Here is a 14,512-nt window from a genome sequence, read left to right as displayed (position 1 = left end):
CCGGTTTCCCGCACCAGTAAGAACGGTGCGACCAGAGTCAGCAACTCAGCCCCGAAGCGCCTCGACGGGCGGCTCCCAGGCGGCTCGATAGGCCGGGTAGAGCCCGCCGACGAGCGCGATGAACACGCCGAAAGCAAAGGCACCCAGCGGAACGAAGACGTTACCGGGCTGGAGAACGGCCCACATCGGAAGCTCCGTCTGGGTGGCGACGAGGACGACGGCCACCGTTCCAAGCACTGCTCCGACTGCACCACCGACGACGCCGAGCAGCGTCGCCTCCACCAGCAACGTCCGGAGGACCTGCTTGCGGTGGATACCCACCGCTCGCAACACGCCGATCTCCCCGCGGCGCTCGGCGACGGTCATCAGCATTACGTTGAAGATGCTGACGCCAGCCACGACCAGCGAGATACCGGCGATAGCCAGCAGGAACCCGTTCAGCAGGTCGAAAAACTCCGATATCCGGTCGAGGACACTCGTCAGCGAGAAGACGCTGACCTGCTGCTTTCGGCTGTTGAGCTGGTCTCGCACCCCGCTGGCGACCGCGCGGGCGTCCTCGGGGGAGTCGGCGCGGACGACCACCTGCGAGACGGCGTCGCCCGCGAACTCGCCGGGCGGGAGCACCACTGCGGTGTCGGGCTGGAGCGGCGAGATGCCCTCGACCGGCGGTAGGACGCCCACGACGCGGTAGTCGTTTTGCTCGACGGTGATGGTACTGCCCGGCCGGAGGTTCAGGTCCGCGGCGAGCCCCGACCCGACGAGCGCGCCCTGCCGGTGTGACGAGGGGACGGCGCCGCTGCCGTTGCCAAAGAGGGCCTGCGGGTTGTCGGTCCCGTATATCTGGGCTACCGACTGGCCGCCCGTCCCCCGGACCGTTCCACCGGTCGACCGTAGCGGGACGACCGTCCCCCGGCCGTCGGCGGCCCGGCGCACCGCCGCCACATCCCGGTTGTCGAGTGTCTCCCGGCCGCTCTCTTCACCCGGGCTGATGATGACCTGATCGCCCAGCCCGCCCAGTTCCTCCTGTGCAGCCACCGACAGGGCGTTGCCCAGGAGCCCGAGTGTCACGACGGCGAAAACGCCGATAACGATACCGAGGGCCGCCAGTCCCGCCCGCAACCGCTGCCGGGCAAGGTTCCGGGTCGCGAGCGAGAGGGCCGGAAAACGGCGGTCAGACATCCCGCAACACCCCGTCGACCAGCTCCACGGTCCGGTCGGCGTAGTCGGTGACGAGGTCGTCGTGGGTCACCGCGACGACGCCGACGCCGGCCTCGTCGGTGATGCGGCGCACCTCCTCTAGGATGTCGGTGCCGGTGTCACGGTCTAAGTTCCCCGTCGGCTCGTCGGCCAGCAGTACGTCCGGCTCGTTTATCAGGGCTCGCGCGATGGCGACGCGCTGCTTTTGCCCGCCCGAGAGCTCGTCGGGCGTGTGGTCGAGCCGGTCGCCAAGCCCCACGAGTTCGAGCAGCTCGCGGGCCCGGTCCGTGGCGTCGCCGGGGAGAAAGGCCGTCGGGAGGCGGACGTTCTCGAGGGCCGAAAGCGTCGGCAGCAAGTGGAAGTCCTGAAACACGAAGCCCAGCGACTCCCGACGGGCGTCGGTCCGCTCGGCCGCGCTCAGGCCGGCGGTGGTCTCGCCGCGCAGTTCGACGCTGCCTGCGGTCGGCTCATCGAGCAGTCCGAGGATGTTCAGCATCGTGGACTTCCCGCTCCCGCTCGGGCCGATGACGGCGACGACCTCGCCGCCCGCGACGGCGAAATCGACGTCTGAAAGGGCCGTGACGGTGTCACCGCCGCCGCTCTCGTAGCGTTTGGTCACGTCGGCCAGCGCGAGCGACGGGGCCGGGTGCCGAGGCGGGTCGGGGCTCATCGGTTGCGGGCGACGTAGACGGTCACGCTGGCAGCGGCGGCCAGCCCGAGCAGTATCACGGCGGCCAGCCCGGGCGAGCCGGGCCCGCCGCCGGCGCTGCGCTCGGCCGGCGGCAGCGGCGCAGTCGCGTTCATCGTGAGCGGCTCGCCGTCGACGGAGTAGGTGACCCGGAGCGGCACCCCGCTCGCGTCGGTCACGTCGGCCCGTGCAGTCAACTCGAAGGGCGCAAAGGAGCTCCCGTCGACGGTGCCGACGAAGTAGTCTCGCTGGGGGTAGGCCGGCTGGATACCCTCGGCCGGCTGGACGGTGACGACGGCGCTCGTGACCTCACCGTCGCCGACGTTGGCGAGGTTCCCGTCGATGGTGACCCGCCCGTCCTCGGTGACCGAGATGTCAAGCCCTGTCAGCGTCGCCTCACCGCGCCGGGCGCGGTAGTCGTACAGCAGCGCAGTCTCGTTGCTGCCCCGTGGCGACTCGTAGGCCGCGACAAAGCGGACGCCGTCGGTCGACTGGACCCGAGAGAGGTCGACCGCGACCGTCGTTTCCTCGCCAGGACCGAGGGAGTCCGCGAGCGCGAACCGACCGACGGAGCCGAGCCGCACCCCCTCGCTGTCCTCGGCGGTCAGGACCACCTCGTCGACGGCCGCGTTGCCGAAGTTCGTCACTGTCACGTCCACGCGCGAAGCGCTCGACTCGTCGGCCGACTCGGACTGGGGCTGGAGCGCGCCGGTCCCGCCGCCGCCCAGGAGCCCCGTGAGGTCGTCCCCGGCCTCCCCGCTGTCGTCGCTCTGTGGCCGCTGGACGCGGACTCCGATGTCGGTCCGCAGCGGTTCGACCGTGACCGGAGCCGCCGTCCGGGCCTCTCGCTTGACACCGTTTGGCGTCGTGTAGCTCGTCCGCAGGTCGACCGTCCCGTCGCCGGCGTTGGGGACGACAGCGGTGAGATTCACCGTCTCCGAGGCACCCGAAGCGAGCGTCGGAATCGTCCGCCGGCTTTCGCCGCCAGCGACGGTCACCTCGACGCTCCGGAGCGGCGCTGTCGTCGGGTTCGAGACGGTCGCCTGCACCGACGACGGCGCGCCGGCGACGACCCGGTCGGTCTCGACTTCGACCTGCGGGGCGCCCGGCTCGATGCCGACGGTCAGGGGCCGGGTCGCCTCGACGCGGTCCCCGTCGCTGTCGGTCCCGACGGCGACCAGCCTGAGGTCCCGTGAGCCGGACTCGTTGACGGTGAAGGTGACCGGGACGGCGAGCGTCTCGCCGGGCGAGAGCCGCCCGAGGTCAGTGGCCCGCCCGAGGACCGCGTCATCCGAACTCGGGTCGACGACCCTGACCTCCTCGACGGCCATCGACGTGTCGCTCCCCGCCGAGAGCCGGAGCGTCGTCTCGGCGGTGACGGGCGCGCCGACGGTCGGCGTTGCCGGCGTCACCGTGGTGTCGGTCAGCGTAACCCGTGCGTCGGCAGCGGCGGCTGGGCCGACAGCCACACCGACTGCGACGGCCGATACGACCACCAGCAGTGCAAAGACGACCGCACGGAGCGGTCCCGGGAGCACGGGAAGTGAGCGCATACCTAGCCGTTCGAAGGGCCGTAGAGTGAAGTATCTTCGCTGGCCGACTCCAGAACGCTTGTTACACCCGTACTGCTAGGGGGGACCGATGACCCTCTCGGAGGAGGCCCACGAGCGGCTCGCCGACATCGTCGCCAACCAGCCGACCAAGAACGGCAAGTTACAGGAGCTGTGGGGGATGGAAAGCGGGAGCGAGGTCCACCAGTATCTGGAATCGGAGCTCAAAGAGTACTACTACCGCAACGAGAACAGCCTCATCTGTGCCACCCCGGAGGCGACGGCGCTCATCGACGGCGAGGACTCCGACCGGGTCCAGACGATGACCGTCTCCCCCCTCCAGGAGACTATCGTCGAGGTGCTCGCCGGTCCCGACGAAGAGCCACAGAGCGTCGTCGCGACGCTGCAGGCGGTTCGTGCGGCCGGCGAGGACCCCGAAGTCGACGCGGTGCGGTCGGCGCTGCGGAGCCTCGCCGACATGGGTATCGTCGAGACGGTCCAGAAGACGGTGCCGACCTTCCGGCTGGCCGTCGCGCGCGAGGACGTAGACGTCGAGGTTCGCGACGAGTAGGCCGGCGAGTCCGCGACGACCACTCACTCCAGGCCGGGCCGGCGCTCGCGTCGCCGCCGGGCCAGTAACCGCTTCGTCGCCGCGCCGGGGCCGCCCCCGATGGGCCACCCCTTCGTCCGCCAGACCGGCGGCTCGGGCTCGAACGAGCTACAGCCGCCCCGGCACTCCCCCTGGGTCGGCGTCCGTCCTTTGGCCACGCAGTACGGCGAGACGCCGGTCCCGTCGTCCCGGAGCTCGAAGTGCCGACAGTCCGGCCGCATCGTGTCGGCGTAGCTTCGCCACCCCCGTTCGTAGGCCCGTTCGGCGATAGCGCGACGTTTCCCGGCCTTCCAGTCGGGGCCGACGTACTCGAAGCGAGCGGCGCTGTAGTCGTCGTCGGGGCGCTCGGTGATGCGAGTGCCGTACCCGTCGGCGACGAGCGAGCGGGGCTCCCAGACGGTCTCGGCGGCGCCCGCGTCGGTGTCGACGGTCAACACGCCGGCCTCGGGCGGGAAGTCCGCGAGCAGTATCGGCTCGACGCGCTCGCCGGTGGCCTCGGTCGCGACCCACACCTCGTCGGCCAGCCCCAGCGCCACGTCCCGCTGTAGCTGCCCCGCCAGGTCGCGGGCGGCGCTGGCGGTGAGGTCGGGCTTGTTCTCGATGGCGACGACGCGGCGGACCCAGTCGGGGTAGGGCCGCTCGCGGCGAATCTCGATGCGCCGGCCCCGTTTTCTGGTGTCGAGGGCGTCCCGGTCGGCCAGTTCGTGAACCGACTCCCGGACGTACCGCCACGGGTAGCCGGGGTCCGGAAGCGCATCCCGGTAAAAGGTCCAGTCGGCGGGCGCGTGCCGGAGGACGTGGAGGTGGTCCGAGTCGAACGCGTCGGGGCCGAACGCGCCCCGCTGGGCGAGCGCGTCGGGGTCGCATTCGAGGACGAGCGTGTCCCACCGGCGGTACTTCGTGCCCAGCTGGCGGGCGACGAGGACGATTGAGTCGTCGCGTGCGGGCGACCACTCGCGTTCGGCCCACTGGCAGACGCGCAGTTCGAACGCGAACTCGGAGTCGGGCGACACGGGAATCGGTTGGACAGTGGGGCACCTGAATGTGTTCCCGGTCGGGCGCCACTACGTTGGTCTCTTACGGAAAGAATTTTATACAAAGTAATAGCAGACGCAATATGCTCAGTGAGCTGATTGCAGCCGTCGGACCGTCAGTGATTCCACTGCAGAACGACGCGGCCGGAGCCATCTTCGGGTTCGTCTTTTTCGCGCTGTACGCGCTCCTAATCGTCGCCGTCATCGGTGGGATGTGGAAAGTGTTCACGAAAGCCGGCGAGCCCGGCTGGGGCGCAATCATCCCGATATACAACGTCTACCTGTTGCTCAAGATCGCCGACCGCCCCGGCTGGTGGCTGGTCCTATTTTTCATTCCAGTCGTCAATATCATCATCCAGGTCATCGTCAGCATCGACGTCGCCAAGAACTTCGGCAAGGGCGTCGGCTACGGACTCGGGCTGACGTTCCTGGCCTTTATCTTCTACCCGCTGCTGGGCTTTGGCTCGGCCACGTACCAGAGCAGCGCCACGGGCGGGTTCTGACGGACCGCCGGCGCTGACGACAGGTTCAGGCCGGGAGCCGCCACCGGCCTCGATTCGAAAAAACACAGCCGTGGCTCGGACCAGCGGGCCCGACCGTGACGGGGCTCACTCCTCGCTGTCCTCGCGCTCGTCGAGGAACTCGTGGGCCTGTTCCAGTATCTCGCGGGGGCCGTCCTGCGTGACGGTGTTTATCGCCTGCTCGTAGTCGCGCCACTGCAGGTCGCGGTGCTCGGTCGACAGCTCTGCCGATGCTTCGAAGGACTTCGCGACGAACAGATGGACCGTCTTGTGGATGGTGTTGCCGTTCGCCTCGAACACGTAGTCGTAGTCCTCGCGGAACCCGTCTAAAAGCCGGAAATCGCCGATTCCGGCCTCCTCTTTCACTTCGCGTATGGCGGTCTGCTGGAGCTCCTCCTCGCCCTCGACGCCGCCCTTGGGAAACTCCCAGTCCCCGGGTCGGCTCTTGAGCAGGAGGTACTCCCGCCGGCCACGCGTATCGCGAAAGAGGATGGCTCCCGCGCTCGTGGCCTCTATCATTACCTGATTTTACATCATGGGTACTTAAGAGAATATCGGAGACGGGCGCTGGGGACGAGCGGGGCGAATCGGGACGGGCTGGCGGGGGGGTAGCTCGTCTACCACCAGCACGTATGGTTGTGTTACTCCGCGGTATCCCGTTTATACGCCGCCACGACGGGCGGCCGCGGAGCCGGAACGGTGGCACCCGACACCGGGCGCGAAAGGCTGGGCTTTTGGTGGTCGCCGGCTTTCTCACTCCCAATGCCGTACGTCACGACTCTGACCCTGACGAGTGGGGACCGCCACCGCCTCGACGACGTCGTGGCGGACATCAAGGCCCGGGCCGAGCGCAAGGGCGTGGAGCTGAAAGGCCCGCGTCCGAAACAGCCACGCAAGCTGCGCGTGCCGCGGTCGAAGACGCTGGGGCCCGACGGCGGGCGGTTCGACCCGTGGAACTACACCGTCTACGAGCGGACCATCGACATCGTCGGCTACGAGGGGTTCGCCCGCGAGGTGACCGCCGAGGCGTTCCCGCCGACGGTCCACGTCGAGGTGGACGTCGAGCAACAGACCCCGCCGGGGAGCGGATAATAAGTTCTCCCGTCCCGTCGGCCCGCTATGGACCAGGAGAGACACGAGCGGTTGACGGCCCTCCGGAGGGCGCTCCACCGCCACCCCGAACCGGCCTGGTGTGAGTACTGGACGACGAGCCGAATCGTCGACGAACTGGAGCGCATCGGCGTCGACGAGCTGCTGGTCGGCCCGGAGCTACTCGACGGCGACGCGCGGATGGCGGTCCCCGACGAGACGACACTCCGAGAGTGGCACGACCGCGCCCGCGAGTCGGGCGCGCGTGCGGACGTGCTGGAGCAGTGCGCTGGCGGCTTTACCGGCGCACTCGCGACCGTCGAGCGCGGCGACGGGCCGACGGTGGCGCTCCGGGTCGACATCGACGCCCTGCCGATCACCGAGTCGGACGAGCGGGCCCACGCGCCGGCCGAGGCCGGCTTTCGCTCCAGTACCGAGGGGTACATGCACGCGTGTGGCCACGACGCCCACGCCGCCATCGGCGTCGGTGTCCTCGACGCCGTCGTCGAGAGCGACTTCTCGGGCACGTTCAAACTGCTCTTCCAGCCCGCCGAGGAGGTCATCGGCGGCGGGAAGGCGGTCGCGGAAAGCGGCGTGCTGGACGACGTGGACCACCTGCTTGCCCTCCATATCGGGCTCGACCACCCCACCGGCGAGGTGGTCGCCGGCGTGAACGGCTTTCTGGCGGTGCGGCAGTTCGAGGCGGAGTTCCGGGGGGAATCGGCTCACGCCGGCGGCCACCCGGCGGCGGGTCGGGACGCCGTCCAGGCGCTGGCGACGGCGGTCCAGAACCTCCACGCCATCCGCCGCCACGGGGACGGCGCAACGCGGGTCAACGCCGGCGTGGTCTCGGGCGGGACGGCATCGAACATCGTGCCCGAACGGGCGACCATCGAAGGGGAAGTCCGGGGTGAGACCACCGCGCTGATGGAGTACATGAGCGAGCGGGCCGAGTCGGTGGTGACACACGCCGCCGGGATGCACGGCTGTGAGTCCGAACTGGCGACCGTCGCGGAGGCCCCCAGCGCCGAGAGCGACCCGGGACTGGCCGACGTCGTCTACGCGGTGGCCGAGGGCGTCGCGGGCGTCGACAGCGTCCGTCACAGCGCCCCGCTGGGCGGCAGCGAGGACGCGACGTATCTGATGGAGCGGGTCCAGAAGCGGGGCGGCCGAGCGACCTTCGTCGGCGTCGGCACCGACCACCCCGGCGGCCACCACACGCCGACCTTCGACGTGGACGAGCGGTCACTGGAGATAGGGGTGGACGTGCTGGCGGGCGCTATCGAACGGTTGTGGTAGCCAAGACGGAACGCGTCGTGGCTCAGTACTTCGGTTCGGCGCCGGTGACCTCGTAGATGTCGTCCATGATGGCGTCGCGTTCGCGCTGCCAGGCCTCGAAGCCGTCGCGGTCGCTCGGGTATGACTCGTAGTGGGAGAGCAGCCGGTCGGCGGCCTGTTTCGTCTGGTAGAGGTCCCGAATCGTCCCCCAGTGGCCGAAGCTCTTGACGGCCATCTTGAGTTTGAGACCGAGACCGAGGCTGGTCGAGCCGCCGTAGAGGGCTTCGGCGAGTTTCTCGCCCGGAATCGCCGCGAGCAGCGCCATCAGGTCGTCGACGTCGTAGGCGGTGGTGAAGATATTGTAGACGTCCAGGGCGGCGTAGCGCGCCCCGAAGTGGTCCATCACGTTGACGTTGTACTCCCAGAGGGCGTCCTCGTCGTCGGTGCGGCCGTCCGCGATAGCGTCGATGGCCTGTTCGGCGGCGTACGTGCCGGCGTAGGCCGCGCCAGCGATGCCGCCACCGGTCGTGGGGTTGACGTGACCGGCGGCGTCGCCGACCGCCATATAGCCCGGCGCGACCGCCGAGTCGTAGGGTCGCCGCGTCGGCAGGGCGGCGCCGAGCTTGTCCGTGACCTCGGCGCCCTCGAACTCGGGGCGCCCGCGCAGGTCCCGTTTGAGATCGTCGACCAGCTCCATGGGCTCCTCGTTCATCTGGAACCCCAGCCCGGCGTTGATCTCGGTGTCGGTGCGGGGGAAGTACCAGAGGTAGCCCGCCGACCGCTCGGTGGGCTTGAACACGAGCGCGTCGTCCCATTCGACTGGCTCGTCGACCTCGACGATCTCCCGGTAGGCCGAGCAGAACTGCGAGTAGCGGACGTTCGTATCGAAGGTGGCGTCCTCGAAGTCGGTCTTGTCCTGCAGCAGGGAGAGCGCGCCGGCGGCGTCGATGACGATCTCGGCGTCGTAGGTGACGGGGTCGCCCTTGCGAATCGCGTCGAGGCCGGTGACGGTGCCGTCGTCGGTCTGGCGTACGTCCTGGACGACGGTGTCGTAGTGGAACTCGACCCCCGCGTCGTCGGCGCCCTCGATGAGACAGCGGCCGTACTCCCAGCGGTCGATGACCGCCAGTTCGCCCGGAACGGGAATCTCAAGCACCGTGTCCTCCTGGGGAATCTCGAAGCGGCCGTGGTCCACGTCGGTGTTCGTGAAGGCCGGTTCGAGCTGGGACTTCGGGATGGCCTCGGGGAAGTCGCTTGCGCCTTTCAGCGCGTCCCCGCAGGCGATGTGGCCCGCCTCCTCGGCGTCCTTGCGCTCGACGATGACGACATCGTAGCCCGCCTCGGCGATGGTCGCGGCGGCGTAACAGCCCGACGTCCCCGCCCCGACAACGGCCACGTCGTACTGGTGTGTGGTCATGCAGTCCCGTCCACCCCGGAGCGCAAAAATCGTTCCGACTATGTGTCTGTCGCCGGCGCGTCGGGAATAAAGAGTTTTGACGGGAGCCGGCAAACCGGAGAGCATGACCGACTACACCGTCTCCTTCGTCGGGACCGGCGAGGAGATCACGGTCTCGGAGAAAGAGACCATCCTCTCGCGTTGCATCGAGGAGGGTATCGCCCAGGAGTACTCCTGTCGCGTGGGGATGTGTCTGGCCTGTTCTGCCGAGATACTCTCCGGCGAGGTCGTCCAGCCGGCCGCCCGCGGGCTCACCGAAGCGGAGCGGGAGAACTACGCGCTGACCTGTATGGCCCGGCCCGCCTCGGACCTCGAACTGGACCGCGGGAAATACCCCCCGAGCATCGAGGGCGACGTGGCCGACGCGGCCGCGGCGGACGACGACTAGCGGGGCTGTGAGCACAGCGAACAGAGTCTTCACGTGCGACCGGTGAGCGAAGCGAGCCGTGAGCACGGTGGGTGTGCCCCGGTCGTCGGCCCCGTCTGTGAGTGAATGGGACACACACTTCGCCTAACTGATAGAATAGAAGGGCAGGTCATATAAGCACGTGGGTCCTACAGTACGGTGACACCAGCGTCAGCGGACGGCCGTCGACGACTTGACACACTCTCCCAACCATGACCAGCCGTGTATACAGACTCCATTCGACGCTCGAACTGCCACTGGAAGACGCGTACGATTTCTTCGAGGAGCCCGACCTCCCGCCGGAGATCGCTGACGTAGATATCACCCGTCGGAACAACACGCTCATCGTCAGTGCCGTCGCGAAAGACGACAGCATGAGCAAGTACACCCCGACGGCACAGCTGAAAGCCAGCGTAACCGAAAACCGAGTTTACGAGGAAGACCCCGACGAGATGGGGCCGACCGGCGCCGCCTCGACAGGCTCGGCCGGCGGCGGTCCCCAGTGGGGGGCACTCGAAGAGGAGGAAGAGGAGATCGAGTCGGAACTCGTCGAGTACGCCTGCTTCAAGGGCGACCGCGAGACCGTTCTTCAGAACACAGCGTTGCAGTACGAGATGTTCGAGGTGCTCTGTGAGATCGCGAAGGTCGCAGAGAAGGGCACACTGACAGCCATCGCCGCCATCGACGGGGAACTGGAGGCCGTCCGAATCGTGGACGGCGAGGAACACCCCGCCTCGATCAACGTGGTCGAGGACCCCTCCGACGAGGACGAAGAAGAGGGCGTCAACTGGCGGGACAACGAGTTCATCAGCTAGTTCCGCTGCGGTTCGGACACTTCGAGGGCCTCGCCGGCGACTGTCTCGGCCAGTTCTATCGTGACGTTTGCCTCGATGTAGGCAGCGACGACGATGAGCAGCGCCGATATCGCGAGGAGCCACCCCGCCTCCCGCAGGTCCCGACGGGTGAGGAGCCGCTCTTCCAGCCCGCGGATGTATCGAACCGTGAGCCGGGCGAAGCGGAGGCCGACGGCGGACGCGACGAGCAGCGCCGGAATCTCCAGCACGCCGTGGGGGAGGATGAGCATCGCGACGACGAGCGGGTCGACCTGCTGGACGGCGATGCCGACGACGGCGCCGATGAGCAGCCCGTTGAGGACCAGCCCGAAGACGGTGACGAGCCCGAGCGAGACAGCGCCAAGCGCCAGCGCGAGCATCGCGACGAGATTGTTGACGGCGAGGTCGGCGGTCGTCAACGCGGGGAACGGGGAGGGAGCCCCGCTCTCGGGCGTCGGGAGCGCCTCTATCGGGACCGCGCTCCCGAGCAGGAAGCCGGCGACGGTGCTCGCGCCCAGAATCAGCGCCGCCACGGGCACGTAGAGGCGGAGCCAGCGGCGGTAGACGGCTCGTGCGATAACCAGACGGGACCCCATAGCGAACCCAGGGGCGTCGTCGGGAAAAACCGTGGGACCGGCCCACAACGGCCGTGAGAGTGAGACACACGCCGTCTGTGCATCCAAAAGGTTCTTACAGCCAGTAATTATATGTCATTACACGATGTCCGAAACAGCCGAGTTCCCCGACTATCTCGACGTCGACTACTCCGACGGCGAGGGCGAGGACCCCGAGGAGTACCCGACGGTCAACCACAAGATAGAGAAGGCCATCGAGGTCACCAAGCAGGGCCTCGAACAGTACGAGAACCCGGTCGTCATGTGGACCGGCGGGAAAGACTCGACGCTGACGCTGTACTTCGTCAAGGAGGTCGCCGACCGCTTCGACCTGGAAGTGCCGCCGGTCGTCTTCATCGACCACTACCAGCACTTCGACGAGCTCATCGACTACGTCGAGCACTGGGCCGAGGAGTGGGACCTGGACGTCATCTGGGCCCGCAACGAGGACGTCGGTAACTACGTCGAGGAGAACGGGCTCACCCCCGGCGACGACATCCCCATCTCGGAGCTCTCCGAGCACAACCAGCACCACGTTCGCAACATCCTCGAATACGAGGAGGACACCTTCCCGTTCCTGCTTGACACCTACGTCGGCAACCACCTGCTGAAGACCGTCGCACTGAACGACGCCATCGAGGAGCACGACGTCGACGGTATCCTCTCGGGTATCCGCTGGGACGAGCAGGAGTCCCGCGCCGACGAGACGTTCTTCTCGCCGCGACACGACCCCGACATCTACCCGCCCCACGACCGCATCCAGCCGATTCTCCAGTTCGCCGAGCCCGACGTGTGGGAGGCCTTCTGGAACTTCGTCGTGCCCGACACCGTCGAGGGCTACCCCGAAGAGGGCTACGTCCCGCAGGGCCAGGACGACCTCCCAGAGGGTATCGAAAAGGAGGACGTCCCGGTCTCGCCGAAGTACTTCGCCGGCTTCCGCTCGCTGGGCAGCGAAGTGTCGACGGACAAGTCCGCCGACGAGCCCGCCTGGCTGCAGGACATGGCCAACACGACCGAACGCGCCGGCCGCGCCCAGGACAAAGAGGACCTGATGGAGCGCCTGCGCGATCTGGGCTACATGTAAGCTCGGCCGCGACGACCACCCGACGGCTTGTTCTCCGTTTTCGCCGGCTCGTCGTCTCCCGTACCAGTCAGTCGTACGTCCAGTAACTTGCCGACCCCACCTCGATGCGGACGGCGGTGTTTTCGGCCCAGTCGTCCTCGTCGGCGCCGTAGCGGTCGTTGATTCGGCGCAGTATCTCGCCGGTGTCGTCCGCGACGACACTCGCCGTCCCCCGCAGGGTCAGGCCCCACTGGGCGTCGCCGTCGTCAGTGTCCTGCACCGAGAGGGCCACGCGGGGGTTGTGCCGGATGTTGTCCAGTTTCCGTCCGGTCGTGGCGATTTCGATGGCCCCCTCGTGGTAAGCGTACCAGACGGGGGCGACGTGGGGACGGCCCTCGCGGCTGGTCGCCAGATGGGCGACGTGTGCGCCGCCGGTGAGCCGTTCGACGGCATCGTCGGAGAGCGCGTCGGACATACCGGGGCTACGCCCCCAACAGTCAATAACGTGTCACCCGTGGGTGCTTCCCCCGCTGTGCTCACTCGACGACCCGGAACTGCTCGCCGTCCTGTTCCAGGCGCCCGTTGGCCACGGCGATTTTCAGGGCACGGTCGACCTCGCGCCTGTCGATAGTCGTCGCACCCATCAGCGAGTCGACCTGCGCACGCGAACACCAGCCGTCCGCTCCGGCGGCGTCCGCGACGGTCTCGACGACGCGGTCGGCGATATCGCTCGGCATACCGGTACCACGCGCGCCGACCACTTGGCTGTCGGGGCGTTCGGCGACATTTACTTTCCCGCGCCCGCCCACGGCCCACACGTGAGTGAGCGCCGAGCGCGGGTCGTCCTCGCGGCGGTCGTCTTCGTCGTCTTGCTGGCCCAGGTGTTGCTCTACCCCGGCGTCGACACGCTCGTCGCGGCACTGGGGGCCCAGACGGCCCTGAACGCGAGCATGTGGTTTCTCGCCGCGGAGTTTGCGGCCTTCGTGGCCTTTGCCGGCGTCTGGGGAGCCATCAGCGACCGGACCGGCCGGCGGGTCCCCTACATCGTCGGCGGCGCCGTGGTCGGGAGCGTCCTCTATGCGGCACTGGCGTGGCTGCCGGCTGTCACAGCCGTCTCCTTCGAGGCCGTCCTCCTCGTTCGCGCCCTGCAGGGCGCGGCGACCATCGCCGCGTTCTCGCTGTCGATGACGATGCTGATGGACCTCTCGGGCGGCCACGGCAAGAACATGGGCGCGGCGGGCATCGCCATCGGCTCGGGGACGGCGCTGGGGGCACCCCTGGGCGGGCAGCTCTACGGCGTCTCACCGACGCTGCCGCTGTACGCCGCGAGCGGACTCCTGCTGGTGGTGGCGCTGCTGTCGGCGCTGGTGCCCGACCGCGCCCCCGCGGGCGACGGCGGACGCCTCCGCCGGGCTGCCGACCGGCTGGGCGAGACGCCCGAGCTGGCGATTCCCTACGCCTTCGGCTTCATCGACCGGCTGACCGCCGGCTTCTTCGCGCTCGTCGGGACGCTGTACTTCCGGGTGGCGTTCGGGCTGACGCCCGCCGAGACGGGGCTCGTCCTCGCGCTCTTTTTCGCGCCTTTCGCCCTGCTGCAGTACCCCTTTGGCGTCCTCTCGGACAGCGTCGGGCGGACGACGCCTATCGTGGTCGGGTCGGCGCTGTACGGGCTGGCGGTCGTCGCTGTGGGCGTGGCCCCGACCGTCGAGCTAGCTGGGGCTGGAATGGTCGTCGTCGGCGTCATCGGCGCGCTGATGGCCCCGGCGACGATGGCCCTGGTCACCGACCTCGTCGGCGAGCGGAACCGTGCGACGGCGATGGCGGGGTTCAACGCCGCCGGGAGTCTGGGCTTCCTGGCGGGCATCCTCGTCGGCGGGTTCGTCGCGGGCGAGTTTGGCTACCTCGCGGCCTTCCTCGTCGCGGGCGGCGGCGAGGTGGTGCTGGCGCTGCTCGCGCTGCCGCGGCTGCTGGCGCTGGAACTGCCCGCCGAGAGCGAACCAGCCGGGTGACGACGACCAGACAGGATACCGGTCGCCAGTGTGAACTCGACCCACACGGTCGTGTTTAGTTTGGAGCATTGTGCCAGCGAGCGAAACTCTGGAGCCAATTTTCAGCTGTCTTCGGTTCGACGTGACTGAAACAGTTTGAAAACGAAGAAGTTCGTCGTTTTACT

The 14,512-nt window shown here is 68.3% G+C and carries 17 protein-coding genes and 1 pseudogene; 8 read left to right on the top strand and 10 right to left on the bottom strand.

Going from position 1 to position 14,512, the window contains the following annotated elements; genetic code table 11:
- Positions 1–45: 45 nt before the first annotated feature.
- From VJ162_RS00090 to VJ162_RS00080, 3 genes are read right to left on the bottom strand one after another with little or no spacing between them, the layout of a single operon-like run.
- Entirely contained in the window at positions 46–1,179 is a 1,134-nt protein-coding gene (locus VJ162_RS00090; RefSeq protein WP_324661573.1) for an ABC transporter permease, read from the bottom strand.
- Positions 1,172–1,867 (bottom strand): ABC transporter ATP-binding protein, encoded by a 696-nt coding sequence (locus VJ162_RS00085; RefSeq protein WP_324661571.1) that lies wholly within the window; start codon positions 1,865–1,867, stop codon positions 1,172–1,174. Before VJ162_RS00085 ends, VJ162_RS00090 begins: the two co-directional genes overlap by 8 nt.
- Entirely contained in the window at positions 1,864–3,438 is a 1,575-nt protein-coding gene (locus tag VJ162_RS00080) for a COG1361 family protein (RefSeq protein WP_324661570.1), read from the bottom strand. Before VJ162_RS00080 ends, VJ162_RS00085 begins: the two co-directional genes overlap by 4 nt.
- An 88-nt stretch (positions 3,439–3,526) precedes the next feature.
- Between VJ162_RS00080 and VJ162_RS00075 the strand changes: the two genes are divergently transcribed.
- Complete coding sequence (locus tag VJ162_RS00075) at positions 3,527–4,006, top strand: DUF5797 family protein (RefSeq protein ID WP_324661568.1); 480 nt, start codon at positions 3,527–3,529, stop codon at positions 4,004–4,006.
- Positions 4,007–4,029: 23 nt separating this feature from the next.
- On the opposite strand, the gene VJ162_RS00070 is transcribed toward VJ162_RS00075, so the two are convergent.
- On the bottom strand, positions 4,030–5,064 hold the full coding sequence (locus tag VJ162_RS00070) for a DUF5787 family protein (RefSeq protein ID WP_407066829.1): 1,035 nt from the start codon (positions 5,062–5,064) through the stop codon (positions 4,030–4,032).
- Between the two features lie 98 nt (positions 5,065–5,162).
- Between VJ162_RS00070 and VJ162_RS00065 the strand changes: the two genes are divergently transcribed.
- Positions 5,163–5,582, top strand: coding sequence for a DUF5684 domain-containing protein (locus VJ162_RS00065; protein ID WP_324661565.1), 420 nt, complete (start codon positions 5,163–5,165; stop codon positions 5,580–5,582).
- A gap of 105 nt (positions 5,583–5,687) precedes the next feature.
- Here VJ162_RS00065 and VJ162_RS00060 read toward each other — a convergent pair whose 3' ends face one another.
- The gene (locus VJ162_RS00060; protein WP_324661564.1) at positions 5,688–6,119 is read right to left on the bottom strand and encodes a bis(5'-nucleosyl)-tetraphosphatase; all 432 of its coding nucleotides are present in this window, start codon (positions 6,117–6,119) and stop codon (positions 5,688–5,690) included.
- Positions 6,120–6,362: 243 nt separating this feature from the next.
- Between VJ162_RS00060 and VJ162_RS00055 the strand changes: the two genes are divergently transcribed.
- Both VJ162_RS00055 and VJ162_RS00050 read left to right on the top strand, forming a co-directional pair.
- Entirely contained in the window at positions 6,363–6,692 is a 330-nt protein-coding gene (locus VJ162_RS00055) for an uS10/mL48 family ribosomal protein (protein WP_324661563.1), read from the top strand.
- Between the two features lie 27 nt (positions 6,693–6,719).
- On the top strand, positions 6,720–7,988 hold the full coding sequence (locus VJ162_RS00050; protein WP_324661562.1) for an amidohydrolase: 1,269 nt from the start codon (positions 6,720–6,722) through the stop codon (positions 7,986–7,988).
- Positions 7,989–8,010: 22 nt separating this feature from the next.
- Here VJ162_RS00050 and VJ162_RS00045 read toward each other — a convergent pair whose 3' ends face one another.
- Positions 8,011–9,384: a geranylgeranyl reductase family protein gene (locus tag VJ162_RS00045; RefSeq protein ID WP_324661560.1), complete on the bottom strand. Its 1,374-nt coding sequence runs from the start codon at positions 9,382–9,384 to the stop codon at positions 8,011–8,013.
- 103 nt (positions 9,385–9,487) lie between these two features.
- Here VJ162_RS00045 and VJ162_RS00040 point away from each other — a divergent pair, with 103 nt between their 5' ends.
- Both VJ162_RS00040 and VJ162_RS00035 read left to right on the top strand, forming a co-directional pair.
- The gene (locus VJ162_RS00040; protein ID WP_324661558.1) at positions 9,488–9,811 is read left to right on the top strand and encodes a 2Fe-2S iron-sulfur cluster-binding protein; all 324 of its coding nucleotides are present in this window, start codon (positions 9,488–9,490) and stop codon (positions 9,809–9,811) included.
- Between the two features lie 230 nt (positions 9,812–10,041).
- A complete protein-coding gene (locus VJ162_RS00035; RefSeq protein ID WP_324661557.1) occupies positions 10,042–10,644 on the top strand; it encodes a DUF7110 family protein in 603 nt (200 codons plus the stop codon).
- Here the strand turns inward: VJ162_RS00035 and VJ162_RS00030 are convergent.
- Positions 10,641–11,258 (bottom strand): stage II sporulation protein M, encoded by a 618-nt coding sequence (locus VJ162_RS00030; protein ID WP_324661556.1) that lies wholly within the window; start codon positions 11,256–11,258, stop codon positions 10,641–10,643. The two genes, VJ162_RS00035 and VJ162_RS00030, sit on opposite strands and share 4 nt — an antisense overlap.
- 124 nt (positions 11,259–11,382) lie before the next feature.
- Here VJ162_RS00030 and VJ162_RS00025 point away from each other — a divergent pair, with 124 nt between their 5' ends.
- Positions 11,383–12,360 (top strand): phosphoadenosine phosphosulfate reductase family protein, encoded by a 978-nt coding sequence (locus VJ162_RS00025; protein ID WP_324661555.1) that lies wholly within the window; start codon positions 11,383–11,385, stop codon positions 12,358–12,360.
- A gap of 67 nt (positions 12,361–12,427) precedes the next feature.
- Here the strand turns inward: VJ162_RS00025 and VJ162_RS00020 are convergent, their stop codons facing one another.
- On the bottom strand, positions 12,428–12,814 hold the full coding sequence (locus VJ162_RS00020) for a pyridoxamine 5'-phosphate oxidase family protein (protein ID WP_324661553.1): 387 nt from the start codon (positions 12,812–12,814) through the stop codon (positions 12,428–12,430).
- 61 nt (positions 12,815–12,875) lie between these two features.
- The gene (locus VJ162_RS00015; RefSeq protein WP_324661552.1) at positions 12,876–13,076 is read right to left on the bottom strand and encodes a hypothetical protein; all 201 of its coding nucleotides are present in this window, start codon (positions 13,074–13,076) and stop codon (positions 12,876–12,878) included.
- Positions 13,077–13,157: 81 nt separating this feature from the next.
- Here VJ162_RS00015 and VJ162_RS00010 point away from each other — a divergent pair, with 81 nt between their 5' ends.
- Entirely contained in the window at positions 13,158–14,348 is a 1,191-nt protein-coding gene (locus tag VJ162_RS00010; protein ID WP_324661551.1) for an MFS transporter, read from the top strand.
- Positions 14,349–14,403: 55 nt separating this feature from the next.
- Here the strand turns inward: VJ162_RS00010 and VJ162_RS00005 are convergent.
- A pseudogene (locus VJ162_RS00005) lies at positions 14,404–14,512 on the bottom strand (IS6 family transposase); the annotation flags it as partial.

This window comes from Haloarcula sediminis (assembly GCF_035656455.1).
GTDB classification, from domain to species: Archaea; Halobacteriota; Halobacteria; order Halobacteriales; family Haloarculaceae; genus Haloarcula; species Haloarcula sediminis.
This window is presented reverse-complemented; position numbering and strand designations above follow the sequence as displayed.